The sequence below is a fragment of the Microbulbifer sp. JSM ZJ756 genome (assembly GCF_044383805.1).
Taxonomy (GTDB): Bacteria; Pseudomonadota; Gammaproteobacteria; order Pseudomonadales; family Cellvibrionaceae; genus Microbulbifer; species Microbulbifer zhoushanensis.
This window is the reverse complement of record NZ_JBISER010000013.1, coordinates 16,337-42,882: the sequence shown is the minus strand read 5'-3', so window position 1 is coordinate 42,882 and position 26,546 is coordinate 16,337. Positions and strand designations below refer to the sequence as shown.

Annotated in this window: 23 protein-coding genes; 9 read left to right on the top strand and 14 right to left on the bottom strand. The window is 64.2% G+C overall.

Annotated elements, in window-relative coordinates:
• Positions 1 to 24 precede the first annotated feature (24 nt).
• Both ACH6CX_RS17400 and rpsT read left to right on the top strand, forming a co-directional pair.
• A complete protein-coding gene (locus ACH6CX_RS17400; RefSeq protein ID WP_237064397.1) occupies positions 25 to 2,079 on the top strand; it encodes an ATP-binding protein in 2,055 nt (684 codons plus the stop codon).
• 115 nt (positions 2,080 to 2,194) lie between these two features.
• Positions 2,195 to 2,461 (top strand): 30S ribosomal protein S20, encoded by a 267-nt coding sequence (rpsT, locus tag ACH6CX_RS17395; RefSeq protein ID WP_091517007.1) that lies wholly within the window; start codon positions 2,195 to 2,197, stop codon positions 2,459 to 2,461.
• 97 nt (positions 2,462 to 2,558) lie between these two features.
• Here rpsT and proB read toward each other — a convergent pair whose 3' ends face one another.
• From proB to rplU, 4 genes are all read right to left on the bottom strand, one after another.
• Positions 2,559 to 3,683: a glutamate 5-kinase gene (gene proB / locus ACH6CX_RS17390; RefSeq protein WP_237064398.1), complete on the bottom strand. Its 1,125-nt coding sequence runs from the start codon at positions 3,681 to 3,683 to the stop codon at positions 2,559 to 2,561.
• A 100-nt stretch (positions 3,684 to 3,783) separates the two neighbouring features.
• On the bottom strand, positions 3,784 to 4,986 hold the full coding sequence (cgtA, locus tag ACH6CX_RS17385) for an Obg family GTPase CgtA (RefSeq protein ID WP_396676059.1): 1,203 nt from the start codon (positions 4,984 to 4,986) through the stop codon (positions 3,784 to 3,786).
• A 133-nt stretch (positions 4,987 to 5,119) separates the two neighbouring features.
• On the bottom strand, positions 5,120 to 5,377 hold the full coding sequence (gene rpmA, locus ACH6CX_RS17380) for a 50S ribosomal protein L27 (RefSeq protein WP_232940929.1): 258 nt from the start codon (positions 5,375 to 5,377) through the stop codon (positions 5,120 to 5,122).
• An 18-nt stretch (positions 5,378 to 5,395) separates the two neighbouring features.
• Positions 5,396 to 5,707 (bottom strand): 50S ribosomal protein L21, encoded by a 312-nt coding sequence (gene rplU / locus ACH6CX_RS17375; protein ID WP_232940928.1) that lies wholly within the window; start codon positions 5,705 to 5,707, stop codon positions 5,396 to 5,398.
• Between the two features lie 288 nt (positions 5,708 to 5,995).
• Between rplU and ispB the strand changes: the two genes are divergently transcribed.
• A complete protein-coding gene (ispB, locus tag ACH6CX_RS17370; RefSeq protein WP_396676056.1) occupies positions 5,996 to 6,958 on the top strand; it encodes an octaprenyl diphosphate synthase in 963 nt (320 codons plus the stop codon).
• 143 nt (positions 6,959 to 7,101) lie between these two features.
• Here the strand turns inward: ispB and ACH6CX_RS17365 are convergent, their stop codons facing one another.
• The gene (locus ACH6CX_RS17365; RefSeq protein WP_232940926.1) at positions 7,102 to 8,472 is read right to left on the bottom strand and encodes a phosphomannomutase; all 1,371 of its coding nucleotides are present in this window, start codon (positions 8,470 to 8,472) and stop codon (positions 7,102 to 7,104) included.
• A 43-nt stretch (positions 8,473 to 8,515) separates the two neighbouring features.
• Positions 8,516 to 9,358 carry a UTP--glucose-1-phosphate uridylyltransferase GalU gene (galU, locus tag ACH6CX_RS17360; RefSeq protein ID WP_232940925.1) on the bottom strand — a complete coding sequence of 281 codons (843 nt, stop codon included), beginning with the start codon at positions 9,356 to 9,358 and terminating at the stop codon, positions 8,516 to 8,518.
• A gap of 307 nt (positions 9,359 to 9,665) precedes the next feature.
• Here galU and fabA point away from each other — a divergent pair, with 307 nt between their 5' ends.
• On the top strand, positions 9,666 to 10,190 hold the full coding sequence (gene fabA, locus ACH6CX_RS17355; protein WP_232940924.1) for a 3-hydroxyacyl-[acyl-carrier-protein] dehydratase FabA: 525 nt from the start codon (positions 9,666 to 9,668) through the stop codon (positions 10,188 to 10,190).
• Positions 10,191 to 10,259: 69 nt separating this feature from the next.
• The gene (gene fabB / locus ACH6CX_RS17350; RefSeq protein ID WP_232940923.1) at positions 10,260 to 11,483 is read left to right on the top strand and encodes a beta-ketoacyl-ACP synthase I; all 1,224 of its coding nucleotides are present in this window, start codon (positions 10,260 to 10,262) and stop codon (positions 11,481 to 11,483) included.
• A gap of 146 nt (positions 11,484 to 11,629) precedes the next feature.
• Here fabB and ACH6CX_RS17345 read toward each other — a convergent pair whose 3' ends face one another.
• The 4 genes from ACH6CX_RS17345 to ACH6CX_RS17330 form a co-directional block, all read right to left on the bottom strand.
• On the bottom strand, positions 11,630 to 12,472 hold the full coding sequence (locus ACH6CX_RS17345; protein ID WP_232940922.1) for a sugar nucleotide-binding protein: 843 nt from the start codon (positions 12,470 to 12,472) through the stop codon (positions 11,630 to 11,632).
• Positions 12,473 to 12,486: 14 nt separating this feature from the next.
• Positions 12,487 to 13,077, bottom strand: coding sequence for a single-stranded DNA-binding protein (gene ssb, locus ACH6CX_RS17340; protein WP_232940921.1), 591 nt, complete (start codon positions 13,075 to 13,077; stop codon positions 12,487 to 12,489).
• Between the two features lie 177 nt (positions 13,078 to 13,254).
• Entirely contained in the window at positions 13,255 to 14,424 is a 1,170-nt protein-coding gene (locus tag ACH6CX_RS17335; protein ID WP_232940920.1) for an MFS transporter, read from the bottom strand.
• A 113-nt stretch (positions 14,425 to 14,537) separates the two neighbouring features.
• Positions 14,538 to 15,953 (bottom strand): mannose-1-phosphate guanylyltransferase/mannose-6-phosphate isomerase, encoded by a 1,416-nt coding sequence (locus ACH6CX_RS17330; protein WP_232940919.1) that lies wholly within the window; start codon positions 15,951 to 15,953, stop codon positions 14,538 to 14,540.
• A gap of 106 nt (positions 15,954 to 16,059) precedes the next feature.
• On the opposite strand from ACH6CX_RS17330, the gene uvrA reads away from it, so the two are divergent.
• The 3 genes from uvrA to ACH6CX_RS17315 are packed head-to-tail and all read left to right on the top strand — an operon-like array spanning position 16,060 to position 20,642.
• A complete protein-coding gene (gene uvrA / locus ACH6CX_RS17325) occupies positions 16,060 to 18,885 on the top strand; it encodes an excinuclease ABC subunit UvrA (protein ID WP_396676051.1) in 2,826 nt (941 codons plus the stop codon).
• Between the two features lie 14 nt (positions 18,886 to 18,899).
• Positions 18,900 to 19,397, top strand: coding sequence for a GNAT family N-acetyltransferase (locus ACH6CX_RS17320; protein ID WP_233006721.1), 498 nt, complete (start codon positions 18,900 to 18,902; stop codon positions 19,395 to 19,397).
• A gap of 18 nt (positions 19,398 to 19,415) precedes the next feature.
• Positions 19,416 to 20,642, top strand: coding sequence for an Nramp family divalent metal transporter (locus ACH6CX_RS17315; RefSeq protein ID WP_232940917.1), 1,227 nt, complete (start codon positions 19,416 to 19,418; stop codon positions 20,640 to 20,642).
• 56 nt (positions 20,643 to 20,698) lie between these two features.
• Here ACH6CX_RS17315 and ACH6CX_RS17310 read toward each other — a convergent pair whose 3' ends face one another.
• On the bottom strand, positions 20,699 to 22,861 hold the full coding sequence (locus ACH6CX_RS17310; RefSeq protein ID WP_232940916.1) for a penicillin acylase family protein: 2,163 nt from the start codon (positions 22,859 to 22,861) through the stop codon (positions 20,699 to 20,701).
• Positions 22,862 to 23,249: 388 nt separating this feature from the next.
• Here ACH6CX_RS17310 and ACH6CX_RS17305 point away from each other — a divergent pair, with 388 nt between their 5' ends.
• The gene (locus tag ACH6CX_RS17305) at positions 23,250 to 24,704 is read left to right on the top strand and encodes a pectinacetylesterase family protein (RefSeq protein WP_237064403.1); all 1,455 of its coding nucleotides are present in this window, start codon (positions 23,250 to 23,252) and stop codon (positions 24,702 to 24,704) included.
• Between the two features lie 139 nt (positions 24,705 to 24,843).
• On the opposite strand, the gene ACH6CX_RS17300 is transcribed toward ACH6CX_RS17305, so the two are convergent.
• The 3 genes from ACH6CX_RS17300 to rplQ form a co-directional block, all read right to left on the bottom strand.
• Positions 24,844 to 25,317: a hypothetical protein gene (locus ACH6CX_RS17300; RefSeq protein WP_232940914.1), complete on the bottom strand. Its 474-nt coding sequence runs from the start codon at positions 25,315 to 25,317 to the stop codon at positions 24,844 to 24,846.
• Between the two features lie 445 nt (positions 25,318 to 25,762).
• On the bottom strand, positions 25,763 to 26,008 hold the full coding sequence (locus ACH6CX_RS17295) for a YeaC family protein (RefSeq protein ID WP_232940913.1): 246 nt from the start codon (positions 26,006 to 26,008) through the stop codon (positions 25,763 to 25,765).
• Between the two features lie 112 nt (positions 26,009 to 26,120).
• Positions 26,121 to 26,516, bottom strand: a complete 396-nt coding sequence (gene rplQ / locus ACH6CX_RS17290; protein ID WP_232940912.1) for a 50S ribosomal protein L17 — start codon at positions 26,514 to 26,516, stop codon at positions 26,121 to 26,123.
• Between the last annotated feature and the right edge of the window lie 30 nt (positions 26,517 to 26,546).

The following is a 26,546-nucleotide window of genomic DNA, read 5'->3' as shown; positions in this document are numbered from 1 at the left end:
TAGAGAACCAATGGAGCCGGGACAGTGAAACTGCGCCGCCAACTGCTGCTGGTCAGCCTGTTCGCCCTGGCCCTGCCCTGGGCCGGCTGCCAGTATCTGCGCCAGGTGGACAGCGCCCTGGCCCAGGGCCAGATGCAGGCCCTGGAAGCCACCGCCAGCGCCGTGGCGGCGCGCCTGGCCAGCGCACCGCAGCTGATCGCACCGGACCCCGAGCGCCCCGGGCGCCCGCCCGGGGCGCAGTTCTACCTGCACCCGCTGCCGCAGCCGCCGCTGCTGGACGGCTACGGTGACGAGTGGCGCTCCTGGCAGCTGCCGCCGCGCCAGCTGCACGCCGGCGACGGATCCCCCCTGGCCCGGGTGACCATGGGGCGTCACGATGCTTACATTTACCTGCTGCTCACAGTCGCCGACGACACGCCCGCCTACCAGGACCCGCGGACGGGCCTGCTCGCCAGCGGCGATGCGGTGGAGATATACACCGGCGGCCGGCACTACACCCTCCCGGTCGCCAGCCAGGGCAGCGCCACCGCCCTGTGGCGCAACCTGCGCCGCGGCACGCGTGAGCGCGAGCTGCGCCTGCGCGGCCGCTGGACCGCCTCTGCGGACGGCTACCAGCTGGAACTGGCCCTGCCCTATTCCCTCACCGACGGGGAATTTGCCCTGGCTATCAGTGACCGCGCTGCCAGCGACGGCGCCACCCCACAGAAGCGCGCCAGTACCCTGCCCGCAGACGGGCGGCCCGGCAGGCTGGTACAGCCACTGCCGGACCTGCAGGCCGAGCTCGAACACTTTGCCCGGCCACAGCTGCAGCTGGTGGTGGTGGACAGCGAGGGATACCGGCTCGCCGCGGTGGGCGAACGGGCCGGCGGCGGGGAACTCGAGCAGCAGCACTGGCTGCGCAACTGGCTCTACCGCCAGTTGCTGTCGCGCACCGCACTGCCGGCAATGCCGGGGGGAAGCCTCCCGGGGGAGCTGGCCCGCGGACGCGACAGGGCGGAACAGTGGTACCAGGGGCCCCGGGAAACCCGCATCGGCGCCGCCGGTGTGCCGGTGATCACCCGTGCCGACAATATCGTCGAGCGACCACTCCTGGGGCGAGTCATCGCCCTGCAGTCCGGCCACGCCCTGCAGTCCCTGACCCAGTCCGCCGCCTACCAGCTGTGGCTGGTGTCCTGCATCGCTGCCGGCAGCGCCCTGCTGTTACTACTCGGCTATGCCAGCTGGCTGTCCTGGCGCATCCGGCGCCTGCACCGGGCGGCCCGCAATGCCGTGGATGCCAGCGGCCGCCTGCGCGGCGACTTCCCGCGGGCGCGCATGAACGACGAGCTGGGCGCCCTGAACCGCGCCTTTGCCAGCCTGCTGCAGGAGCTCGACCAGTACCACCAGTACCTGCGCTCCCTGGCCAGCAAGCTCTCCCACGAGCTGCGCACACCGCTGGCGGTGGTGCGGGGCTCCCTGGACAACCTCAGCGCCGGCGAGCTGGACGAGGATAGCCGGCGCTACGCCGAGCGCGCGCTGGAAGGCAGCGGCCGGCTGTCGGGCATCCTCAACAGCCTGTCGGCGGCCAGCCACCTGGAGGCGAGCATCCGCCAGGCGGAGCGCGAACCCGCCGAGCGCAATCGGGAGGAGTTCGAGCTAGACGACCTGCTGCAGGTACTCACCGACAGCTATCGCGATGCCCATCCCGGGCACCGCTTCCGCCTCGCCTGCCCCGCGGGCGCCCAGCGCTGCTACGGCGCACCGGAGCTGCTGGCCCAGCTGCTCGACAAGCTGGTGGACAACGCCACCAGCTTTGCCCCGGAAGGCAGTGAAATCCTGCTGCAGCTGGAGCGGGATGCCGACGCCTACCGTATTTCGGTGAGTAACGACGGCCCCCTGCTGCCGCCGGGCTTCGCCCACAAGCTGTTCGATTCACTGGTCTCGGTCCGCGACGACGGCAGCCGCGCCGGGCACCTGGGGCTGGGGCTGCATATCGCGCGGCTGATTGCCGACTTTCACGGCGGACGGCTGGAGGCGGCTGACCGCGGGGACTGTAGCGGTGTCATCTTCACCCTGCACCTGCCCCGCCGGGATTCGTGAAGGCGGGAGTGCCATGGTGGTTGACAAACAACCAGCCGTGGCGATAATGTCGCGTCCCGATCGGGCCCCGGCCCGTTAGTTACAGATTTATTGAGATTTCCAACAGGAGCAACCGGTGGCCAATTCACCTCAAGCGAAGAAACGCGCGCGCCAGAACGACAAGCGCCGCAACCACAACGCCAGCCTGCGCTCCATGGTGCGCACCTACATCAAGAAGGTAGTTGCGGCCATCGATGCAGGTGATGCAGAAAAAGCCAAGACTGCTTACGCGGAAGCGGTGCCGGTCATCGACCGCATGGCGGACAAGGGCATTATTCACAAGAATAAGGCCGCCCGTCACAAGAGCCGCCTGAACGCCCAGATCAAGGCCCTGGCCGCCTGATCCCGCGTTTCGCGAGCATCAAAAAGCCCCGCCCTGGCGGGGCTTTTTTGTATCTACCCGTCGGCTCTCCGGCCGCACAAGGCCGCAAGCGCGCAGGCTAGAGCAGTATCAGGTTGTCCCGGTGAATCAGCTCGTCGTCGTCACGGTAACCGAGTAACTCTGCGAAGCGTTCCGATGGCTGGCCGACGATACGCGCCGCCTCGGCGCTGTCGTAATTCACCAGGCCGCGGGCAATCTCCTCACCCCCGGCATTGCGGCAGGCAACCAGTTCACCGCGATGGAAACGCCCCTCCACACCAGTCACCCCCACGGCCAGCAGGCTCTTGCCCTGCTCCCGCAGCGCCCGCGCAGCACCCTCGTCCAGGACCAGGCTGCCGCGCACCTGTAGCTGGCCGGCCAGCCAGCGCTTGCGGGCCGTCATCGGGTCCGCCTCGGGTAGCAGCAAGGTGCCCAGCTGCTCGCCGGCGCAGACCCGCCGGATCACATCCTCCATCGCCCCGCCGGCGATCACCGTGGCGGCACCGGAACGGGCCGCCAGCTGCGCCGCGCGCACCTTGGTGCTCATGCCGCCACGCCCCAGCCCACTGCGCGAGCCGCCGGCCATGGCCACCAGGGACGGGTCGGCCGCGGACGCCTCGCGGATCAGCTCCGCATCGGGATTGTCGCGTGGGTCCTGGGTAAACAGGCCATCGGCATCGGTGAGGATCAGCAGCGTATCGGCCTCCACCAGGTTCGCCACCAGCGCCGCCAGGGTGTCGTTGTCACCAAAGCGAATCTCGTCGGTAACCACCGTGTCGTTTTCATTGATGATAGGCACCGCCCCCAGGGACAGCAGGGTACGCAGGGTACTGCGCGCATTGAGGTAGCGGGTGCGGTTGGAGAGGTCGTCGTGGTCCAGCAGGATCTGTGCGGTGCGGCAGTCGAACTGGCCGAAGGCGTGTTCGTACACCTGCACCAGGTGGCTCTGTCCCACCGCGGCCGCGGCCTGCAACTGGTGGATCGATTCCGGGCGCCGACGCCAGCCGAGGCGATCCATCCCCGCGGCCACGGCCCCGGAGGATACCAGCAGCACCTCGATACCAGCGGCACGCAGGCCGGCGATCTGGGCGACCCAGTTGGCGATGGCGACACGATTGACCCCGCGACCGTTGTCGGTCAGCAGGGCACTGCCGATCTTGATTACCCAGCGCCGGCCGGCGGCGAGCTGTTGCCGAGCTTGCACGTAGATCCCTCCCCAGGAGCGGCCCCCTCGGGCCGGGACATGCCGGGCGAGCCAGGCTCCCGGCAGCATACATGGTGGCCGGTGCGACCGGCCCCTGTGGTTATTGGCGGTATTCTATCTCGACGTCGTGGTCATCGTCGTCCCAGTCGTCATCATCGTCGTCGTCCTTCTCGGCGTGGCGACCCGCACGCTGCGCCTCGCGCACTTCCTGGATACGCTCCCGCGCCTCGCGCTGCATCTGCCGCTGGGCTTCCAGCTCGGCCCCGGCCAGCTCCGGATCTGCCTCTTCCATGGCACGACGCTCATCCAGGTAGTCCATCAGGCGCCCCGCCAGGGCATCGGTACCCTCACCACGGATGGCCGCCACACGGAATACCGGACCCTGCCAGCCCAGCGCCTGCACGATATCGTCGCAGCGCTGGTCGAGCTCGTCGGCGGGCACCAGGTCGGTCTTGTTCAGGACCAGCCAGCGCTCCCGGGCAGCCAGGGTAGGGCTGAAGGATTCCAGCTCGCGCTCGATTGCCAGGGCATTTTCCACCGGGTCGCTGCCGTCGAACGGCGCCAGGTCCACCAGGTGCAGCAGGACCCGGCAACGGGTCAGATGCTTGAGGAAGCGGATACCCAGGCCGGCCCCTTCTGCCGCCCCCTCGATCAGGCCGGGGATATCGGCAATCACGAAGCTGCGATGCCTCTCCACCTTGACCACGCCCAGGTTGGGCACCAGGGTGGTAAACGGGTAGTTGGCCACCTTGGGCTTGGCGGCAGACACCGCGCGGATAAAGGTCGACTTGCCGGCATTGGGCAGGCCCAGCATGCCCACGTCCGCCAACACTTTCAGCTCCAGCTTGAGCTGGCGCTCCTCGCCAGGTGTCCCCTTGGTGGTCTGGCGCGGCGCCCGGTTGGTGCTGGACTTGAAACGGGTATTGCCCAGGCCGTGAAAACCGCCCTGGGCCACCAGCAGGCGCTCACCGGCTGCGGTCATGTCGCCGAGGGTCTCGCCGGTCTCGGTATCGATGATGGTTGTCCCTACCGGCACCTTGAGCACCAGGTCCTCGCCCTTGGCACCGGTACAGTTGCGGCCGCGCCCCTGCTCACCGCTGCCGGCGCTATAGCGTGGCTGGTAACGGTAATCCACCAGGGTATTGAGGGACTCGTCCGCCTCCAGGTAGACAGAGCCGCCGTCTCCACCGTCACCGCCGTCCGGACCGCCCTTCTCGACGAACTTCTCCCGGCGAAAGCTCAGGCAGCCGTTGCCACCGTTGCCTGCCTTGACGTAGATGGGCGCCTCATCGACAAATTTCATGATCTCTCCACCGCCGCAGCGGTTGCTGTTCTCTAACGCAGTTTAACCTGCGCAGTGGGGTCTCGCGGCCACGCCGCACAACGAAAAAGCCCCGCTCGGGGGCGGGGCTTTCGGATCGGGTCAGGCAACCGGATTAAGCAGTTTCGATGGAAACGTACTTGCGGTTGCTGGGGCCCTTCACCTCGAACTTCACAACGCCGTCCGCGGTCGCGAACAGGGTGTGGTCCTTGCCCATGCCAACGTTGACGCCAGCGTGGAACTTGGTGCCGCGCTGACGCACGATGATGTTGCCAGCCGCTACAGACTGACCGCCAAAGCGCTTCACGCCCAGGCGTTTACTTTCGGAATCGCGACCATTGCGCGTACTACCGCCAGCTTTCTTGTGTGCCATGAGTCGTTACTCCTCTGCTTATGCCTTGATGCCAGTGATTTTAACTTCGGTGTACCACTGACGGTGGCCCTGACGGGTCATGGAGTGCTTGCGACGGCGGAATTTGATGATCCGGACCTTCTCGCCACGGGCGTGGTTGATCACTTCAGCCGTTACTTTCGCGCCATTGACCAGCGGAGCGCCGATGTTCACGTTGTCACCGTCGACAACCATCAGCACCTTGTCAAAATCGATGGATTCGCCGGTGGCGACTTCCAGCTTCTCCAGGCGAAGGACTTCGCCCTCTTCTACGCGGTGCTGCTTACCACCGCTCTCAAAAACTGCGTACATATCTCTTTATGCTCCGAGATGGACGACACGAAGCAGCGGTCGGGATGCCGGAAACCGGACAGTCACAACGCCGCATTTCGGGAGCTTGCGCCGTATATTCAATACCGAATAAACCTTGGTCCCACTGCCGGCCACGGGAGCCAGCCAAAGCGGGGCGCAGATTCTAATCAATTCGCGACATTGATACAATAGCTGCCCTCTTGCCCGCTGGCGGCCTCCCGGCCTTACCGGCCGGCGCAACCATGTGCTGAACAGCCATTCCCATAAAGCAGTATAAGGAAGCCTTGCATGTTGCCTTTCCACCGGGTCGCCGCCGATGATTTCGCCGCCGTCAACCAGCGTATCCTCGACCAGCTGCACTCCGATGTCCCGCTGGTGGAGAATATCGGCCACTACCTGGTTGAAGCCGGGGGCAAGCGCCTGCGGCCGCTGCTGGTGCTGCTGTGTGCCCGGGCCGCGGGCTATCGCGACGACCGGCATATCGACCTGGCCACCATCATCGAGTTCATCCACACCGCCACCCTGTTGCACGACGACGTGGTGGACACCTCGGAGCGGCGCCGTGGCCGCCTGACCGCCAATGCCAGGTGGGGCAATGCGCCGGCGGTACTGGTAGGCGACTTCCTCTACTCCCGCGCCTTCCAGATGATGGTGGCCCTGGAAGACATGGACATCATGGCGATCCTGTCGGAGACCACCAACACCATCGCCGAGGGCGAGGTGCAGCAGCTGGTCAATGCCGGCGATCCCGCGGTCAGCGAGGAGAACTACCTGGCGGTGATCCACAAGAAAACCGGGGCCCTGTTCGAGGCCGCCTGCGAGACGGCGGCGGTGCTGGCCGGCTGCACCCCGGAGGAGCGAAAGGCCCTGAAACTGTACGGCCGCCACCTGGGCCTGGCCTTCCAGCTGGTGGACGACGCCCTGGATTACCGCGGCGATGCCGAAGAGCTGGGCAAGAATGTCGGTGACGACCTGGCCGAGGGCAAGCCGACCCTGCCCCTGATTTACACCATGGCCCGGGGCACCGAAGCCCAGGCGGCGCTGGTACGCGGGGCCATCGAACAACGCAGCGCGGACAAACTGGGAGAAATCGTCGCGGCCATCGAGGAGTGCGGCGCGCTGGATTACACCATGGAGCGTGCACGGGCGGCGGTGGATGACGCGCGGGACCAGCTGGCCATCCTTCCCGAAAGCGAGCAGAAAACCGCGCTGCAGCAGCTCGCGAGCTTTGCCGTGGAACGCACTGTCTGACACCTGGCCCGCTGGTGCGAACCCAGTGTTAGCCCGGCACCAGGCCGGTATCGGCGAGGGGCGGGCGGAGAAAGGCCCTTAATACACCCCAAACAGAAAGGGCGAACACAAGGTTCGCCCCTACCGCTACTGCCGGATGCCGATCAACCGCGGATCAGCTGCAGCAGCTCCGCGGTCTTTTCCTTCATCAATGCCTCGTCCCCACGGGATTCGACGTTCAGGCGCACCACCGGCTCGGTATTGGACATGCGCAGGTTGAAGCGCCAGTCGGCAAACGCCACGCTCAGGCCGTCCACGTGCTCCACACTCTCCGCGCCGGGCCCGTACTGCGCCTCGGCCTTTTCCAGCAGCGCCGCCGGGTCCTCGACCTTGGAGTTGATTTCACCGGAACAGGGGAAGGCCGCCATGCGCTCGCCCACCAGCTGTGACAGCGACTTGCCGCTGCGGCTCACCAGCTCGGCCACCAGCAGCCACGGGATCATGCCGCTGTCGCAGTAGGCGAAATCGCGGAAATAGTGGTGCGCGCTCATTTCGCCACCGTAGATGGCGTCCTCCTTGCGCATGCGCTCCTTGATAAACGCATGGCCGGTCTTGCTCTGCACCGGCTCGCCGCCGGCCGCAGCGACGATATCTTCGGTGTTCCAGGTCAGGCGCGGGTCATGCACGATCCTGGTCTTCTCGCCACCGGCAGCAGTCCGGCCGTCCTTGAGCAGGAAGGCCTCTGCCAGCAGGCCCACTACGTAATAACCCTCAATGAACTCACCGTTCTCATCGAAGAAGAAACAGCGGTCGAAATCGCCATCCCAGGCAATACCGAAATCAGCGCCACTCTCCTTCACCGCGCGGGAGGTGGACTCCCGGTTCTCGGGCAGGATCGGGTTGGGAATGCCATTGGGGAAAGTCCCATCGGGCTCGTGATGGACACGTACAAATTCAAGCGGCAGGTGCGGCGCCAGTGCATCCACTACAGCACCGGCACCGCCGTTGCCGGCATTGACCACCAGCTTGAGCGGCTTCAGCTCAGCGGTGTCGACATAGCCCAGCAGGTGATTGACGAAATCGGCACGGTGATCGTAAGGCTGCAGCTCGCCACGCTTGCCCACCGGCGGGAAGTCGTTCTCTTCCGCCAGGCGCTTGATATCCTTCAGGCCGGTATCGCCACTGATGGGACGGCTGCCCGAGCGCACAAACTTCATGCCGTTGTAATCCATCGGGTTGTGGCTGGCGGTGACACAGATACCGCCATCGAAATCCCCGTGGAAGGTCGCGAAATAGATTTCCTCAGTACCGCACTCACCAATATGGAAGACGTCCGCACCGGCATCGCGCAGCCCATTGGCGAGGGCGTCGGTCAGCTCGCCACTGGTCAGCCGGATATCGTGCCCGACCACCACGCGCCGGGCGTCAAGGAATTGCGCAAAGGCGCGGCCCACCCGGTAGGCAATATCCACATTCAGTTCGTCGGGCACGCGGCCCCGCAGGTCATAGGCCTTGAAACAGGTCAGTTCGGTCATGGGTAACAGTGTTTCCTGGTTACGCTGATTGGTTGTTTTGTTCTCAGTTCCCGCCCGCCTGGCCGGGCAGGTAGATATTCTGGTAGACGTGGTTGGTGGCCTCGACAAACCCGTCGACGGAGCCACAATCGAAACGGCGCCCCCTGAAGCGGTAGGCCAGCACACAACCGCGCTGGGCCTGGGCCAGTAGCGCGTCGGTAATCTGCACCTCGCCATTTTTACCCGGGGGTGTCTCGCGCAGGAGGTCGAAGATATCCGGGGTGAGGATATAGCGGCCAATAATGGCCATATTGCTTGGGGCATCCTCGGCGGCAGGTTTTTCCACCATATCGGTGACCTGGTACAGGCCGGGCTTGATCTCATTGCCGGCGATCACACCGAACTTGTGAATCTGGTCCTGCGGCACCTCTTCCACTGCCACGATGCTGCAGCGGAACTGCTGGTAGAGCTGCACCATCTGGCCCAGCACCCCCAGCTCCTCATTCAGGCACAGGTCATCGGCCAGCACCACACCGAAGGCGGCATCGCCGATCAGTCGCTCGCCCTGCAGGATAGCGTCGCCGAGGCCGCGCATCTCACCCTGGCGGGTGTAGGAGAAACTGGCCCGGTCAATGACGTTGCGCACCGAGTCCAGATAGCGCTCCTTGCCGGTACCGGCGATCTGGGACTCAAGCTCGAAATTGGTATCGAAGTGATCCTCTATGGCCCGCTTGCCCCTGCCGGTCACGAAACCGATCTCGGTCAGGCCCGCCTCAATCGCCTCCTCCACGCCGTATTGCACCAGCGGTTTATTGACCAGCGGCAGCATCTCCTTGGGCATTGCCTTGGTGGCGGGCAGGAAGCGGGTACCGTAACCGGCTACCGGAAAGAGACATTTCTTCAGCATCTGGACCCCAACATTTTCTGGCACTTCTTGTTCTCATGGCGGGCCCCGGGGCCCGCGCGGACTGGAAAGTTACCACAGAACTGTGAAGCAGATCACCCGCACACCGCCGCTGCCGCCAACTGGTACAGGTACGACTATTGAGCGGGGCATTTGCGGCGTTTGTACCCTGTGATTTAGTCAGCAAGGCCCGTGCCAGTCACAAAAAGGCCGCTGACTGACTGGACAACATTTCCCCAGACTTTAGAATGCCCGCTCTTGCAAAAACGCCCAGTCTTTGTGGCGTGAACACCCAATAAACGGGGACAAAATGAGTAATTTCGTTCAGAAAAGCAGCTATTCCCGTGAAGAATTGCTGGCCTGCTCGCGCGGTGAGATGTTTGGCCCGGGCAACGCCCAGCTGCCTGCACCCAACATGCTGATGCTTGACCGCATCACCCATATCTCCAAGGACGGCGGCGCCTACGGCAAGGGCGAGCTGATTGCCGAGCTCGACATCCACCCGGACCTGTGGTTTTTCGACTGCCACTTCCCCGGCGACCCGGTGATGCCAGGCTGCCTCGGCCTCGACGCCATGTGGCAGCTGCTCGGCTACTTCCTGGCCTGGAAAGGCAATCCCGGCCGCGGCCGTGCACTGGGCTGCGGCGAGGTGAAGTTCACCGGCCAGATCTTACCCACCGCCAAGAAGGTCACCTATCATATCCAGCTGAGCCGCCTGGTAGAGCGCAAGCTGGTAATGGGCATCGGTGACGGCTCGGTAGCGGTCGACGGCCGCGAGATCTACACCGCCAAAGACCTGCGTGTAGGCCTGTTCACCCGTACGGACAACTTTTAGTCCGGCCGGAACCAAACTCCGGGCACAATAACAACGTAAACTGCCGGAAAGCTTTACTGGAGACCACTTATGCGACGGGTAGCCATCACCGGACTCGGTATCACTTCCTGTATCGGCACGGACCTGGAGTCCGTGTCCGCCTCACTGAAAGCGGGCCGCAGCGGCATTCGTGCCAACGAGGAGTATCGCGAACTGGGGCTGCGCAGCCAGGTTGCGGGCCCGGTGGAGATCGATTTCAGGGACCATATCGACCGCAAGCACCTGCGCTTCATGGGCGACTCCGCGGCCTATGCCTATATCGCCATGCAGGAGGCCATCCGCACCTCGGGCCTGGAGGAGAGCGATATCTCCAACCCCCGCACCGGCCTGGTGATGGGCTCTGGCGGCACCTCCACCGCAGCCATTATCGATGCCGCGCAAACCCTGAAGGAGAAAGGCGTGCGCCGCGTCGGTGCCTTCCGGGTGCCGCAGGTAATGGGCAGCACCGTGTCGGCCTGCCTGGCCACGCCGTTCAAGATCAAGGGCGTGAATTACAGCATCTCGTCCGCCTGTGCCACCAGCGCACACTGTATCGGCAACGGTGCCGAGCTTATCCAGATGGGCAAGCAGGACATTGTCTTTGCCGGCGGCGGCGAGGAACTGGCCTGGAGCCTGACGCACCTGTTCGATGCCATGGGTGCCCTGTCGAGCAAGTACAACGACACCCCCGAGCGCGCCTCACGCCCCTATGACGCCGACCGCGACGGTTTTGTAATTGCCGGCGGCGGCGGTTGCCTGGTACTGGAGGAGATGGAGCACGCGAAGGCCCGCGGCGCCACCATTTATGCTGAGCTGACCGGCTATGGCGCCACCTCAGACGGTTACGACATGGTGGCCCCCAGCGGTGAAGGCGCAGTACGCTGCATGCAACAGGCCCTGGCCGGCATGGATGGCAATGGGCTGGAGGGCAGCGTGGATTACATCAACACCCACGGCACCTCGACCCCGGTGGGCGACGTGGCCGAGCTGCGCGCTATGCGCGAGGTGTTTGGCGAGCAGGCCCCGGCTTTCTCCTCCACCAAGTCCCTGACCGGTCACTCCCTGGGCGCTGCCGGTGTGCACGAGGCAATCTACTGCCTGCTGATGATGCAGGAAGGCTTTATCACCGCCTCCGCCAACGTGGAGAACCGTGATGAGCAGGCCGAGGGCATGGACCTGGTCACCGAGCTGCGCAAGACTGAACTGCGCCGCGTGCTGTCCAACAGCTTCGGTTTTGGTGGTACCAACGCCAGCCTGGTGTTCGACAAAGTGTGAGCGATGGGCGGGCGAGAGCCCGCCAGCGCAAATAAAAAGGGCGATCCGGATGGATCGCCCTTTTTTTGTGCCATGGATAACCGGCTACCCGCCGGCCCCCGCCGCGCCCCTTCATGATTTAAGCAAGGGGGTGGCCACGCCGTGTCTCAGCGACCGCTGCCGAGCCTTTCGAGCCACAGCTCTACCTGCCGGGTAAGTCCCTGCCTCCAGCTGCGCTGCTGGATACCAAATACGTCCCGCAGGCTGCTGCAGGCGAGCACCGCGCTGCGGTTACCCACCGGTTCCGCCAGGGGCTCCGGCTCGATCGCACTGCCCTCGTCGAGGAACGACTGGGCCCGCTCGACCGCCTCGCGGGCGAATTCCAGCGCCGTGCAACTGTCGGCAGCACCATAGTGGTAGACACCGGAGCGCGGCGCGCCGCTGGCCAGCTGCTGGGCGACCGCCACCACCACCCGCACCAGGTCCGCGATCGTCACCGGGCTGCCGCGACTCTCATCGTCCACGGCGATGGTGCGGTTCTCCAGCAGCGCTTGCAGCACACGCGCCAGCAGCGCATTTTCACTGCGATCGACCATCCAGCCGAAACGCAGCACCGTGAGGTTGTCGCTACCGGCCAGGGCCTGCTCGCAGGCCAGCCACTGGCGGCCGCTGGCGGACTCGGCATTGGGCTCATCGTCCTCGTCGTAGCGTTTGCGCGCACCCCCGGCGAAAACCCGGTAAGAGGAGATATGCACCAGGTGGCTGTAGTCATCGCGTCGGGCGAGTTCACGACAGACCTGCAGGGCCGTGTCCATGAACTCACTGCCGGCACAGCAGGCAGCGTTGATCACCAGGGCGCCGGGGCGCAACTGGTCGAGTTCACCCGGCCCCAGCATCTGCACGCGAAAGCCCACCCGCTGCAGGCGTTTCTGCAGCGGGGCATCGATGTAGTTGCCGGCACCGATAACGGCGACGGTATCCGGCTGGTAACCCGTGTGATAATCAGGCACGCAGAACCCGCGAATCAGAAGGGAATATCGTCATCGAAGCTGTTGTCGAAACCACCGGCCGGCGCCTGGTTCGGCTGCTGGGACGGCTGATTGGAAGGCGGCTGGTTCGAGGGTGCCATGGGCGAGGGAGCAGAGCGTCCCTGGTTACCCTGTGCATAGGGGTCGCCGCCCTGCTGGAAACCACCCTGGTTCTGCTGGCCGTAACCGCCCTGGTTACCCATGCCCTGGCCACCCATACCCTGGCCGTAGCCGCCCTGGTCACCGCCGCGGCTGTCGAGCATCTGCATTTCGCTGGCAACGATCTCGGTGGTGTAGCGGTCCTGGCCGCTGTTCTTGTCCTGCCACTTGCGCGTGCGCAGTGAGCCCTCAATGTAGACCTTGCTGCCCTTGCGCAGGTACTCGCCGGCGATCTCCGCCAGGCGATTGAAGAACACCACACGGTGCCACTCGGTGCGCTCCTGCTGCTGGCCGGTCTGTTTGTCCTTCCAGGTCTCGGAAGTCGCCAGGTTGACGTTGGTTACCGCACCGCCGCTCGGCATATAGCGGGTCTCCGGGTCTGCGCCCAGATTGCCGATCAGGATGACTTTGTTAATACCCTTGGCCATGGCCCTCTCCTCTTTCGCCCGCGGTACGCCCCGGGCGGCAATTATCAAATGGTCTGAATAGTCTCAGGCTGTCCCTATCACCCGCCGGCGCCAACGTGGCACCAGCGGCAGGTTGCCCCCTGCAACCAGTGTATTTTTATCCAGCAGCATACAACAGTCGCTGCCGGGGTGCCCAGCTCAGCCGGGCGCCAGCTGCCGGCGCCCCTCCAGGAACCACCACAGCAGCCCCCAGGCCAACAGCACCGCGCCACCCAGCGCGGCAACCGAGGGCGCCCCGCCGGCTCCGAACAGGTATCCGCCCAGGCTGCCGCCGGCAAATGCGCCCAGGAACTGGAAAGTCGCGTACAGGCCGCTGGCCGCGCCGCGGGACTCGGCCGGGGCGGTGCGGGTCAGCTGGGCCGGCAACAGTGCCTCCAGCAGGTTGAAGGCAATGAAGAACACCGCCAGCAGGGCCAGCAATCCCGCCGGGCCAACCGGCAGTACCAGGGCGGCGCTGCCGCCCCCAAGTCCCAGCAGGGCCAGCGCCATTGCCCGGGAGACACAGCCCCGGCGCTCCGCCAGGCGCATCAGGGGCAGCATCACCACGAAGGCGCCCAGCATCAGCGGCCCGTATATTTTCCAGTGCGCGGCGCCGGGCACACCCAGCTGTTCCACCAGTACCAGTGGCAGCGGCACAAACAGGGCGGTCAGCAGCAGATGGGAAAAGAACACCCCGCTGACCAGCTGCCAGGTATTGCCGCTGGCCAGCAGCTCCCGGAAGCCGGCACGGTTCACCGCCGGCCGCGCGGCGGCTGCCGGTGTCGGTACCAGGCGCCAGAGCATCAGCATGCCCAGCAGTGCCAGCACGGCGGTCACCCAGAAAATCGCCGCCAGCCCGCCGGCCCCCGCCAGTACCGGGCCCAGCATGACCGCGAGCATAAAGGAAATGCCAATCGCAGCGCCGATCGCCGCCATCGCCTTGCCGCGGTTCTCGTCCCGCGTCAGGTCTGCCATCAGCGCCATGGTGGCGGCGGCAATGGCACCGCAGCCCTGCAGCACCCGGCCGGCGATCAGGCCGTAAACAGAGTCGGTATTGGCTGCCACCACGCTACCCAGGGCAAACACCCCCAGCCCCAGGAAAATGACCGGCTTGCGACCCCAGCGATCCGACAGGATGCCCAGCGGTACCTGCAGCAGGGCCTGGCTGAGCCCGTAGGCCCCCAGGGCGATGCCCAGCAGGAACGGCGTGCTGTGGCTGTAGTCGGCACCGTACACGGACAGCACCGGCAGCACCATAAACAGGCCGAGCATGCGGAATATGTAAAGCGAGGCGAGCCCCATCAGGGCGCGTCGTTCAGTGGCATTCATGGGCAGAGGGATTCATCCGGGGGTCCGGGCGCACAGCTTCAATGGGCGCGCATTGTAACAGCGGCGCGGCCCCGGTTGGGAACCGGAACCGTGCCGTCGAGCCTGCCGTGTTGTCAGCTACGCCCGTATTTGTCTTCGAGGCGGACGATATCGTCTTCCCCCAGGTAGCTGCCGGACTGCACCTCGATAAGCTCCAGCGGGATGGAACCCGGGTTTTCCAGCCGGTGGGTCACGCCCAGGGGGATATAGGTGGATTCATTTTCTGTGACCAGCAGCTCTTCCTCCCCACGGGTGACACGGGCGGTGCCGCGTACCACGATCCAGTGCTCCGCACGGTGGTGGTGCATCTGCAGGGACAGCTGCCGCCCCGGCTTGACCACGATGCGCTTGACCTGGAACCGGGGACCGGCGTCGATGGAGTCGTAGTAACCCCAGGGCCGGTAGACCTTGCGGTGCGCGCGGGCCTCGCCACGGCCGGACTGCTCGAGCCGCCGCACCAGCTTCTTGACTTCCTGCACCCGGCCCTTGTCCGCGATCAACACCGCATCATCGGTGTCCACCACCACCAGGTCGCGCACCCCCAGCAGGCCCACCAGGCGGTTGTCCGCCCGCACCAGGCAGCCACTGGAGTCCTCTGCCAGTACGTCCCCGTGCAGCAGGTTATCGTCACCGTCCTTCTCGGCCAGCTCCCACAGTGCAGACCAGGAGCCCACATCACTCCAGCCGGCGTCCATGGGCACCACTGCCGCAGACTCGGTACGTTCCATCACTGCATAATCCACCGACTCGCTCTCGCAGGCGGCGAAAGCTGCCGCGTCGACCCGGGTGAAATCCAGGTCCCGCGCCGCACCGGCGAAAGCCGCGCGGCAGGCCTCGAGGATACCCGGCCGGTATTCGCGCAGCTCCTCCAGGTAGCGTGAGGCGCGGAACAGGAACATGCCGCTGTTCCAGCTGTAGTCGCCGCTGTCCAGGTAGCGCTCTGCGGTCGCGGCATCCGGTTTCTCGACAAACTCGGCCACCTTCCAGGCGCCCTCCCCCAGCTCCTCGCCGCGACGGATGTAACCGTAACCGGTCTCGGCACAGGTGGGCACGATGCCGAAAGTGACCAGGTGACCGCGCTCCGCCAGTTCCCGCGCTCCGGCGGCCGCGCGCTCGAAGGCGGGGATATCCGCCACTGCGTGATCGGCCGGCAGCACCAGCAACAGCGGGTCCTCGCCCTCCCCGGCATCCTCGAGTGCCGCCAGCGCCGCCAGAGCAATGGCCGGCGCGGTGTTGCGCGCGCAGGGCTCCAGCAGAATCGACTGCGCCGAGCGACCGACTTCCTGCAGCTGCTCGGCGGCGGCGAAGCGGTGCTCCTCATTGCAGACCAGGATTGGTGCGGCCACACCGGCCACACCGTCCAGGCGCATGGCGGTAGCCTGCAACATGGTGTCGCTGCCAGCCAGCGGCAGGAACTGTTTCGGGTAGGCTTCACGGGAGAGTGGCCACAGGCGCGAACCAGTGCCACCGCAGAGAATCACGGGAATCATGGATATCCGTTCCGGAGGTAAGGGTGATTAATTTGAGGCCAGATTTTGGCACAAGTGCCGGAGAGATTATACTTGCCTGTTTTCCGACCAAACCACAGGATGCTGCGTGGATACGATTTATGTCCGGGGTGCGCGCACCCACAACCTGAAGAATATCGACCTGGATATTCCCCGCGATAAACTTATCGTGATCACCGGACTGTCCGGTTCCGGCAAGTCATCACTGGCTTTCGACACCCTGTATGCCGAGGGCCAGCGCCGCTACGTGGAATCGCTGTCCACCTACGCACGCCAGTTCCTGTCGATGATGGAAAAACCGGACGTGGATACCGTGGAAGGCCTGTCACCGGCCATTTCCATTGAACAGAAGTCCACCTCCCACAACCCGCGCTCCACCGTGGGCACCATTACCGAGATTTACGATTACCTGCGCCTGCTGTTTGCACGGGTCGGCGAGCCGCGCTGCCCGGACCACGCAGAACCCCTGCAGGCCCAGACGGTGAGCCAGATGGTGGACCAGGTACTGGCGCTGCCAGAGGGCAGCAAGCTGATGCTGCTGGCACCGGTGGTGCGCGACCGCAAGGGTGAGCACCTGCATGTCTTCGAGCGGCTGCGCCGCGACGGTTTTGTGCGCGCACGGATCGACGGTGTGGTCTGCGACCTGGACGACACCCCCAAGCTCGACAAGCGTCGCAAGCACACCGTCGAGGTGGTGGTGGACCGGTTCAAGGTGCGCCCCGACCTGCAGCTGCGTTTGGCCGAATCCTTCGAGACCGCCCTCGCCCTGACCGAGGGCATCGCCTCCATCAGCTTTATGGACGGCGACCAGGAAGACCGCCTGTTTTCCGCCCGCCACGCCTGTCCGGTGTGTGATTACTCACTGAACGAGCTGGAACCTCGGCTGTTCTCGTTCAATAACCCGGCCGGCGCCTGCCCCAGCTGTGATGGCCTGGGTGTCAAGCAGTTCTTCGACGAGGACAAGGTGATCCTGGATGCGGAGAGCAGCATCTCCGAGGGCGCGATCCGCGGCTGGGACCGCCGCAATATCTACTACTATCACATGCTCGATTCTCTGGCCGAGCACTACGGCTTCGACCTGGACAAGCCGTGGAACAAACTCCGCAAGGCCCATCGCGAGGTGATCCTCCACGGCAGCGGCGACGAGGTGATCGACTTCAGCTACGTCAATGACCGTGGCGATGTCACCGTGCGCCGGCACACCTTCGAGGGCATCATCCCCAACTTCCAGCGCCGCTACCGCGACACCGAATCACAGTCGGTGCGCGACGAACTGGCAAAATACCTCAGCACCCAGAACTGCCCCGAGTGCGGCGGTACCCGCCTGCGCCGCGAGGCGCGCAACGTGTTCGTGGACAACCGTACCCTGGCGCAACTCACCGAGCTGCCCGTGGGCGATGCCTTTGACTACTTCGACCACCAGCTTACCTTCCAGGGCGCACAGAAAGAGATTGCCGACAAGATCCTCAAGGAGCTGCGGGATCGCTTCCGCTTTCTGGTGGATGTGGGCCTCAACTACCTGACCCTGAATCGCAGCGCCGAAACCCTGTCCGGCGGCGAGGCCCAGCGTATCCGCCTGGCCAGCCAGATCGGGGCAGGTCTTGTCGGCGTGATGTATATCCTCGACGAGCCCTCCATCGGCCTGCACCAGCGCGACAACGAACGCCTGCTGGCCACCCTCACCCACCTGCGCGACCTGGGCAACACGGTGATCGTGGTGGAGCACGATGAGGACGCCATCCGCAGCGCGGACTACATCGTCGATATCGGCCCCGGCGCCGGCGTGCACGGCGGCGAAGTGGTGGCCGCCGGACCGGCCGAGGCTATTACCGCCTGTGAGCGCTCACTTACCGGCCAGTACCTGTCCGGTGCCAAGGAAATTGCCGTCCCCGAGGAACGCTACCTGCCCGACCCGGAATACAAACTGCGTATCGAGGGCGCCAGCGGCAACAACCTCAAGGAGGTCGACCTGGAGATCCCGGTGGGCCTGCTCACCTGTGTCACCGGGGTATCCGGCTCCGGCAAGTCCACCCTGATCAATGCCACCCTCTACCCGCTGGCGGCGACGGCGCTGAACAAGGCCACCACCCTCAAGGCCGCGCCCCATGCCGCGGTGCACGGCCTGGAGCATTTCGACAAGTGCGTGGATATCGACCAGAGCCCGATCGGCCGCACGCCGCGCTCGAACCCCGCCACCTACACCGGGATCTTCACCCCGATCCGCGAGCTGTTCGCCGGCACCCAGGAGGCGCGCTCGCGCGGCTACAAGCCCGGCCGCTTCAGCTTCAACGTCAAGGGCGGCCGCTGTGAGGCCTGCCAGGGGGATGGGGTGATCAAGGTGGAGATGCACTTCCTGCCCGATATCTATGTGCCCTGCGACACCTGCAAGGGCAAGCGCTATAACCGCGAGACCCTCGAGGTGCACTACAAGGGCAAGAACATCAATGAAGTCCTCGAGATGACCGTGGAGGAGGCCCGGGAGTTCTTCGACCCGGTGCCGGCTATTGCCAAGAAATTGCAGACACTGATGGATGTGGGCCTGTCCTATATCAAGCTGGGCCAGGCGGCCACCACGCTTTCCGGCGGCGAGGCACAGCGGGTCAAGCTGTCCCGCGAGCTGTCCAAGCGGGACACCGGCCAGACCCTGTATATCCTCGACGAGCCCACCACCGGCCTGCACTTTGCCGATATCCAGTTGCTGCTGGACGTCCTGCACCGGCTGCGGGACCACGGCAATACCGTGGTAGTGATCGAGCACAACCTGGATGTCATCAAGACCGCCGACTGGATTGTCGACCTGGGCCCGGAGGGCGGCTCCGGCGGCGGCGAGATCATCGCCACCGGCAGCCCGGAGGAAGTGGCGGAGATGGAGGTATCCCACACCGGTCGCTTCCTGAAGCCGATGCTGCAATAACGGGGCTGTTGACGGTGATAGAAACGGCGCGACTGCGACTGCGAAAGTTCACGCTGGACGATGCACCCGGTTTCTATGCCCTCAGCGCAGACCCCGAGGTGGTCCGCTACACCGGCCAGGCCCCGTTCAGCTCTCTGGCCGAGGCCACCCGGGCCCTGGAAGACAAGCCATTGCGCGATTACCGCGAGCGGGGCTTCGGCCGGCTGGCCTGTATCGAGAAAAGCACGGGCAACCTGATCGGCTTCTGCGGCCTGAAGTTTGTACCGGAAATCGAAGAGGTGGATATAGGCTACCGCTTCCTACCCGCGTACTGGGGACGGGGGCTGGCTACCGAATCGGCGCAGGCTGTGATGGCCTGCGGTCGCGGGGAAATGGGCCTGCGACGGATTGTGGGGCTGGTGCAGCCGGCAAATACTGGCTCTGCCCGGGTGCTGCAAAAACTGGGCATGCGGTTCGAGCGGGAATTCGATTTGACCCCGGAGGAAACGGGACTGCACCTCTACGCCAGATAAATACAGAACATAAAAATAATGAAAATCACCAGGCACCTGAGTATCGGCCCCGCTACCATGGTAGCGGCCGCTTTCATCGGCCCCGGCACCGTGGTCACCGCCAGCCTCGCCGGCGCCAACTATGGCTACGCCCTGCTCTGGGCATTGCTGTTCGCGGTACTGGCCAGCATCGTGCTGCAGGAGATGGCGGCACGCCTGGGCGTGGTGACCGGCCGTGGCCTGGGGGAGAATATCCGTGAATCCTTTCGCCGGCCGCTGCCGCGCTTCGCCGCCATCGCCCTGGTGGCCAGCGCCATCCTGGTGGGCAATGCCGCCTACCAGGGCGGCAATATCGCCGGCGCCGGTATGGGCCTTCGCGCCCTCACCGGTGATGGGGACCCATCCCGCTGGGGCTTCAACCCCTGGGCAGTGTTGATCGCCCTGGTGGCGTTTGCGCTGCTGTGGAGCGGCAGCTACCGACTGGTGGAAAAAACCCTGGTCGCCCTGGTGGGCCTGATGAGCCTGGCCTTCCTTGCCACCTTCCTGATCAGCCGGCCCGATATCCCCGCGCTGTTCCAGGGACTGCTGGTACCGCGGATACCGGAGGGCGCAACCCTGACCGTCATCGCCCTGGTGGGGACCACGGTGGTGCCCTACAACCTGTTCCTGCACAGTGCCAGCGCCAGCCGCAGGTGGCGGCATCCACGCGACCTTCCCAGCGCGCGCAGCGACATCCTGTTTTCCATTCCCCTCGGTGGACTGATCTCCATGGCCATCGTCGCCACCGCTGCGGCCGCCTTCTTCAGGCACCAGCTGGCGTTGCAGGGCGCGGCCGATATCGCCACCTCAATGCGGCCGCTGTTCGGCGACCTGGCCACCGCAATGATGGGAGTCGGCCTGTTCGCCGCGGGCATATCCTCAGCGGTTACCGCCCCGCTGGCAGCGGCCTACGCCCTGGGCGGCGTCCTGGGCCTGCGCCCCGACCTCAGGTCCGCGGGCTTTCGCAGCCTGTGGATAGCGGTACTGGTTACCGGCGCGGGAGTGGCCACGCTGGAGCTGGAGCCGGTGCAGGTAATCTGGTTTGCCCAGGTCGCCAACGGCCTGTTGCTGCCGGTCGTTACCGGCTTCCTGCTGTGGGAGATGAATACCCCCAGGCTGGGCGAGTACCGCAACTCGCGCTGGCAGAACCTGGCCGGGCTGCTGGTATTGCTGGTAACGGTAATGCTCGGCGGCCGCAGCCTGATGTCGGCATTCGGGCTGCTCTGACAGCAACTCGTCCGCGGGCGCTCCCGCCCAGTCGGGGGAAGCGGCTTGCCTGTTTATCACTCCTGCCCCGGGCGATACCGACGTGTGACATGGGATTCCAGTGCCGCCCGCTCGAAGTGCACCGGTCGCAGCTTCTCCGCGGCAAACAGCGGCGCCTGGTCTGCGTAGTGCGGGGATGTATGGTCCAGGGTGGCTGAACCGAAGTTATGCACGGCGCGCGAGCGCACCCGCCCCTCATCGTCCCAGGCGACCACCATGATGTACCCGTCGCCGGCGCGATTCTCCAGCTCACCCGCGCCATTCAGTGGCCCACCGTAGACCGCGCGCAATGTGTCCGGCCCGCCGTTCAACGGCCAGCCCTGCCCACCGCGGACATGGCGATTGACCGCGCCATAGGGCACCTCGACATTGCCATGATGCTCGACCAGCTGATCCACCGCCCGGCGGAATGCCAGCCCGATCACAGTATCGGAAACCGCTTCGTTCCCGGCGTCCTGCACCGGCTGCAGCGTCAGCACGGCCAGGGCCGCCTGCCGGTTGTCGCGGGACGTGGAAAGGTCCCACCGGGCCAGCGCAGCCAGCGCCGAGTGATAGGGCTCACGCAATAAATCTGCGGGTTTTTCACTGGCCAGCCAGCGACGCAACGCTTTCACCTGGTAGGAGTCCGGGTGGTAGCGGTGGTCGAATTTGAGCCGCTCGAATTCTTCCGCGGAGATTTTCTGCTCGGCACCGTAAAGGGCCTCGATCTGCAGGGCCCGGTTGGTGACCCGGGTTTCGATGCCCATGCTGTCCGGATAGTCCTCGGCCCAGGCATCGTCGTCGCCGTCGGTGGCCTGGAACGGGGCATTGTTGGCGTTGTAGACCAGGCCGGAGACGGGATTAACCGTCCTGGGCACCGCGCTGAAATCCCGGTACCGCTGCCAGATAAGTTCGGAGCGATCGCCGGGCAGGATTTTCTGCCAGTCCCAGCCCCCGATGCGCTCGGGAAACATGGCGTTGTAGTAGTGGGCGATGTTGCCCGCCTTGTCGGCATAGATGTAATTGATGCTGGGCATGGCCTGCATCTGCAGGGCAGCCTCGAACTCCTCCCGGTCCTTAGCCCGGTTCAGGGCCAGCATAAAATCCAGTGTGCGGATTTCTCCCATGCCGGCCCAGCGCACCGCGTAAACTCCGTGTTCCGTTTCCAGCACCGGGCCGTGCTCGGCAATTTTTATCGGCCGCTGCACCGTCCAGTGGAAAGGCCCCCAGAGCCTGACGGTGATCTTCGCCGTGCGTTCCCTGTATTTGCGCCACTCACCATCCAGCCGGTACTCCGCGGGGTTATCGGGGTTGATGGTGAGGCGATAGATATCCACCAGGTCCGGCTTGTTGACGGTGTTGGACCAGCCGATATTTGCATTGTGCCCGTGAATAATCACCGGGGCCCCGGGAAAAGTCGCGCCGGCCATATTCCAGCCCTCGCCTGAATGCAGCCGGGCCTCGTACCAGGCCACCGGACCGGTCAGGGGCTGGTGGGAGTTCACCAGCAGCCGGGTGGCACCATCGGCAGAGCGGTGTGGTGCCACGGCAATGCCCTGGCTGCCGACAGGCAGGCGCTGCTGTGGCTGCCAGGTCAGGGAGGCCTCTCCGGTGCGCGCAACCTCGTGGGGTGCATCGGGGTCCAGCAGCATGCCCAGCGTCTCGTCGAAGCCGTAGAACATGGGGGTCTTGAAGGTAAAGCCGGCCACCAGGTCCTGCCCGGTCACCGGCAACAGATAACGGGAAACCCGCTCCGGGTTCCGGGCGGCATAGAGGTTGAGGCCTGCGGCATAGGCCTCGGCCACCGCACGTGTCTGCGCCGGCAAGGTGGCGTAACCGCGCTCGATGGCCGGCCAGATACCCATCCACTGGGCCAGGTAATCGGTCCTGGCGGCGGCCATGCCTTTCTCCGCCGCCAGAGTGCCGCGCGTGGCGAGGATCACATCCTGGATGGTGGCGAAGTCATCCTCGGCATGGGCATAAGCGAGCCCGAAGGCCACATCCGGGTCGGTGCTGCCGTAGATATGCGGCACTCCCCACTGGTCCCGCAGTATCTCCACATCATAACGCCCTGCAGCGGCAGTAAAGCCATGCCGTTCCAGCTGGGTTTCGATCCCCGGGGGCAGGCTCAGGAAAGCCACCAGAAGTGCCGCGGGAGCTGCCATCGCCACCAACCAGAGCAGGCGTTTTAACCGGACCATAGACTCACCAGGATTATTGTTATTGCTGCCAGTGTCCCCCACCCGTGACGCCGGGTAAAGCCTGCCGGAACTGGTGGCAATCAAACCCCGGCACTGTCTTGCTGTCTTTCTTTTCCACCTGAATTTGTGAAGCAGTTTTCAGCTTGCCGGGGAGACTGGTACGTCTATGGTGACCCGATAGTTCTGCCTGCAAATATTCTCGACCCTGGGCCGACAAGGCACTAGGCTCAGGGCGTTTTACCGAAGTAGCGAACCGGCTCAGCGCCCGTTTTACTCCGGTCGAGACGGACATTTCCCAGGCATTTTTGTCCCCGCAGTACGGCCCCGTACCAACTGGCGCAGCCAGAGAGAAAACGACTGATAATCACTGATCAATCAGGGGATAAAAATGATAAAAGTTCTCCGCAGTGCGGCGCTCGCCTGTGCCGCCATCAGCCTCACGCTCAGCGCCCAGGTGAGCGCAGAACCCGGGGATTACGGCTTCTGGGCCACCCTCGGCAACCTCATAGTGCCGCGCCAGGCCAATGGTCCGGTAACGCAGGAACAGACACAGGGAATGTACCCACTGTCCCGGGAAGTCGATGGCTTCGACGATGGGTTTGACCCGGCCGATTACGACAACTGGCAGAAAGTCGACGTGCCCGCAAGCACCGGGGCCATGTGCGGCAATGGCTCGCCCTACAAGTTTTTCGTGTACCGGGTGCCGGACACCAGCAATACCATTTTTTATTTTGAGGGCGGCGGCGCCTGCTGGGATTACGAGAGCTGCTCGGGCCAGGCGGGTATCCGCGGCGCGCGCAATCCCAATGGCATACCGGATGACTACGTCCAGAACATCAACCTGCTGGACTTCGAAAACTCATCCAACCTGGGCACCGCAGCCGCCTCGCCCCTGATCTATACCCATCATCCCTATGACCAGTTCAAGACCGGCGAGTGGAATATTGTCTACGTGCCTTACTGCACCGGGGATATTTATGTTGGGGACAAGACCCAGGTGTATGCGGATCCCAGCGGCCAGAACCCCGACCTGGTCTGGCATCACAACGGCTTGCGCAACGTGCAGGCGGTCACTTCCTGGGTCAAGAACAACCTGCAGAAACCCCGGCAGATGCTCGCCGCCGGCTGCAGCGCGGGCAGTATCGGTGCACTGCTGAATTACTCGAAATTGCGCGCGGATATGAGTGTGGATTACGGCTACCTGCTGGATGATTCCGGACCGCTATTCAATGCCCCGCGGGACAGCAATGATCCCGAGAGCTATCCGTCACTGCCCCTGCATCGGGAAGTGCTGGATTCCTGGACGACCTATTCGGATGATGGCGATGCGACCGCCGAAAACCCGATCAACCTGCTCACACAGATTACGCCCGGGTTCGATCCCAATGCCCTGGCAACCCTCTACGGCGGCCTCTCAAATAAGTTTCCCGGCGATCGACTGGGTATTACCCACTTCCTGGCGGACGGTAATTTTTCATCCTACTCCTATGAGCGTTTCTTCGGTGAGATTGGCAATGACCCAGATGCACAATCCAAACTGGCGAAGCTCCGTGCCAGGTGGCAGCAGGACACCTTCGACAACCTGATCCCGTTGCTCGACCAGACCGGTAACTGGGGCTATTACTTCCCCCGCTTCCGCAACTTCAATGAAAGCCACTGCACCACCGTGCTCGACCTACAGTATGGGGAAATCGCCGAGCTGGGACTGGATACCCGTGACTTCCTCAACAATATCGTCAACTACCAGGGCGGCAGTTATATCCGTGCGTATGAAACCGACGAGACCTCGGACTTCGAAAATAACAACAACTGGTTCTACGATCTGGTGGGTGGATTGCTCTGACCGGCACCACTCTTCCTGGTTGGCATAAAAAGGGCCGTCCCCCGGGGCGGCCCTTTTTCAATGCAGGTTCATGGCGGCCGGATTTACCAGGTACGAATTGATCGGTTTCGCAGCCCTGGCTATCGACGCTGGTTTCGCCTCAATTCCCGTAGGCCTTTTCCCGCGCCTGCTGTAACTCCCGGCGCAGGTACTGCTGCCGTGTAAGCCCATCCGGGAACACATCCATTTCCTGGACCCGCTGCAGGATCTGCGCTTCCATCGCCTTGTAGCGGGCAAACCCCGGCTCATCCCGGTAGGGATCGTATTCCTCACGGGCTTCTGCGCGCTGGCGGTACTGGGCCATCAACCCGGCGGCCGCCTGATCGAATTCCTCCTTACCGGTACTGTTGCGCTCCAGCCAGGCGAGCTTGAGGGTCAACGCCTCGAAAGCAATTACCCGGCCCTCTGACTCGATCCGCTCGATCAGCGCCCATGCCTCCTCATCACCCGGTGCAGTCGCAGAGCCCGCGAAATACGCCTTCAGCGCCCGCTTGTCCTCCTCACGCTCCAGGTAAGCCTCTACCCGGGGATGTGAAAGCAACTGGTCCCGCGTCGGCTCACCCTCGCCTGCCAATATCCTATCCCTGTCTCGGGCCACTGCGGCAGGTGCAGAGGGAATACCGCCGGGCCCCTCTACAACGGTACCGGACCCGCCCGTTCCCGAATACAACTGACTACCCGCCCACCAGAGCGCAACCGCCAACGCCGGCAGGGCCCAGAGCCACCTTTGTTGATGTTTCCCCATAGAGCCTGTCCTTGTCTGCATCCACGACCTACCCACCTCACTCAGCATAACGCCAGCCGGGGCGGGAACCGAGACCGCCCATGCATTCACGCGTTAAATCTGGCGACAGAAGAAAAGCACGGTGCGACACCGCCGAGACACCGGTACAAGGACAGGAAAGAAAGTGATCGGGGGAGATGGGGAAATTGCGGTACAACCCGGCTGGGCTACCCGGACTGTTCCTGGGGAAAGTCTGTCGCAGTATCAGCTGCCGGCAGCTTTCCCCGGCATCGGATCAGCGCCAGTTCAGGGGCTGGGCCTCGTCCTTGTCGCCACAGGGCGTTTTCTTCGGCGCCACATAGCCCACCTGGGACTCTCGTGGCAGGTTGCGCAGCTCCCAGGCTCGCACGGCTTCTGCACACAGCATCTTCTGCTCACTGGTCAGGGCCACCCCATTGGGCCATTTGCCCAGCTCGATGGCGCGCTTGAGGCTGCCGACGATCTGCGGGTTCAGGTTGTCCAGCAGTTGCTGCAAGTCCATGGGGAAACCTCCGGGTCATGGAAGGCGCACTGGGCACCGACCGGCCAATTATACGACAAACAGGCAAAAAAAAAGCCGGTCAGGGACCGGCTTTTTCGTTGACGACTGCGACTCAGGCCTCGGCGGCCTCAGCTGCGTCGTCGTCCGCCTGCGGGCGGTCAACCAGCTCGACGTAGGCCATGGGGGCCTTGTCGCCGGCGCGGAAGCCACACTTCAGGATACGGATATAGCCACCCGGGCGAGCGTCGTAACGCGGGCCCAGTTCGTCGAACAGCTTCTTGACGGCATCCTTGTCACGGATACGGGCAAATGCCAGGCGACGGTTGGCAACACTGTCCTTCTTGGCCAGGGTGATCAGCGGCTCGGCAACCCGGCGCAGCTCCTTGGCTTTCGGCAGTGTGGTTTTGATCAGTTCATGTTCTACCAGTGACGCAGTCATGTTCTTGAACATGGCCTTGCGATGGGAACTGGTACGGCTGAATTTACGGCCACTATAGCGATGACGCATAACTCAATTCCTTACGACAGTTGCTTTCTC

Bases quoted from the DNA above. Each gene is read 5' to 3' on its own strand.
- cgtA (WP_396676059.1), bottom strand. From the start codon at position 4,986: ATGAAATTTGTCGATGAGGCGCCCATCTACGTCAAGGCAGGCAACGGT.
- rpmA (WP_232940929.1), bottom strand. From the start codon at position 5,377: ATGGCACACAAGAAAGCTGGCGGTAGTACGCGCAATGGTCGCGATTCC.
- rplU (WP_232940928.1), bottom strand. From the start codon at position 5,707: ATGTACGCAGTTTTTGAGAGCGGTGGTAAGCAGCACCGCGTAGAAGAG.
- ispB (WP_396676056.1), top strand. From the start codon at position 5,996: ATGTTGCCTTTCCACCGGGTCGCCGCCGATGATTTCGCCGCCGTCAAC.
- ACH6CX_RS17365 (WP_232940926.1), bottom strand. From the start codon at position 8,472: ATGACCGAACTGACCTGTTTCAAGGCCTATGACCTGCGGGGCCGCGTG.
- galU (WP_232940925.1), bottom strand. From the start codon at position 9,358: ATGCTGAAGAAATGTCTCTTTCCGGTAGCCGGTTACGGTACCCGCTTC.
- fabA (WP_232940924.1), top strand. From the start codon at position 9,666: ATGAGTAATTTCGTTCAGAAAAGCAGCTATTCCCGTGAAGAATTGCTG.
- fabB (WP_232940923.1), top strand. From the start codon at position 10,260: ATGCGACGGGTAGCCATCACCGGACTCGGTATCACTTCCTGTATCGGC.
- ssb (WP_232940921.1), bottom strand. From the start codon at position 13,077: ATGGCCAAGGGTATTAACAAAGTCATCCTGATCGGCAATCTGGGCGCA.
- ACH6CX_RS17335 (WP_232940920.1), bottom strand. From the start codon at position 14,424: ATGAATGCCACTGAACGACGCGCCCTGATGGGGCTCGCCTCGCTTTAC.
- ACH6CX_RS17330 (WP_232940919.1), bottom strand. From the start codon at position 15,953: ATGATTCCCGTGATTCTCTGCGGTGGCACTGGTTCGCGCCTGTGGCCA.
- ACH6CX_RS17315 (WP_232940917.1), top strand. From the start codon at position 19,416: ATGAAAATCACCAGGCACCTGAGTATCGGCCCCGCTACCATGGTAGCG.
- ACH6CX_RS17310 (WP_232940916.1), bottom strand. From the start codon at position 22,861: ATGGTCCGGTTAAAACGCCTGCTCTGGTTGGTGGCGATGGCAGCTCCC.
- ACH6CX_RS17305 (WP_237064403.1), top strand. From the start codon at position 23,250: ATGATAAAAGTTCTCCGCAGTGCGGCGCTCGCCTGTGCCGCCATCAGC.
- ACH6CX_RS17295 (WP_232940913.1), bottom strand. From the start codon at position 26,008: ATGGACTTGCAGCAACTGCTGGACAACCTGAACCCGCAGATCGTCGGC.
- rplQ (WP_232940912.1), bottom strand. From the start codon at position 26,516: ATGCGTCATCGCTATAGTGGCCGTAAATTCAGCCGTACCAGTTCCCAT.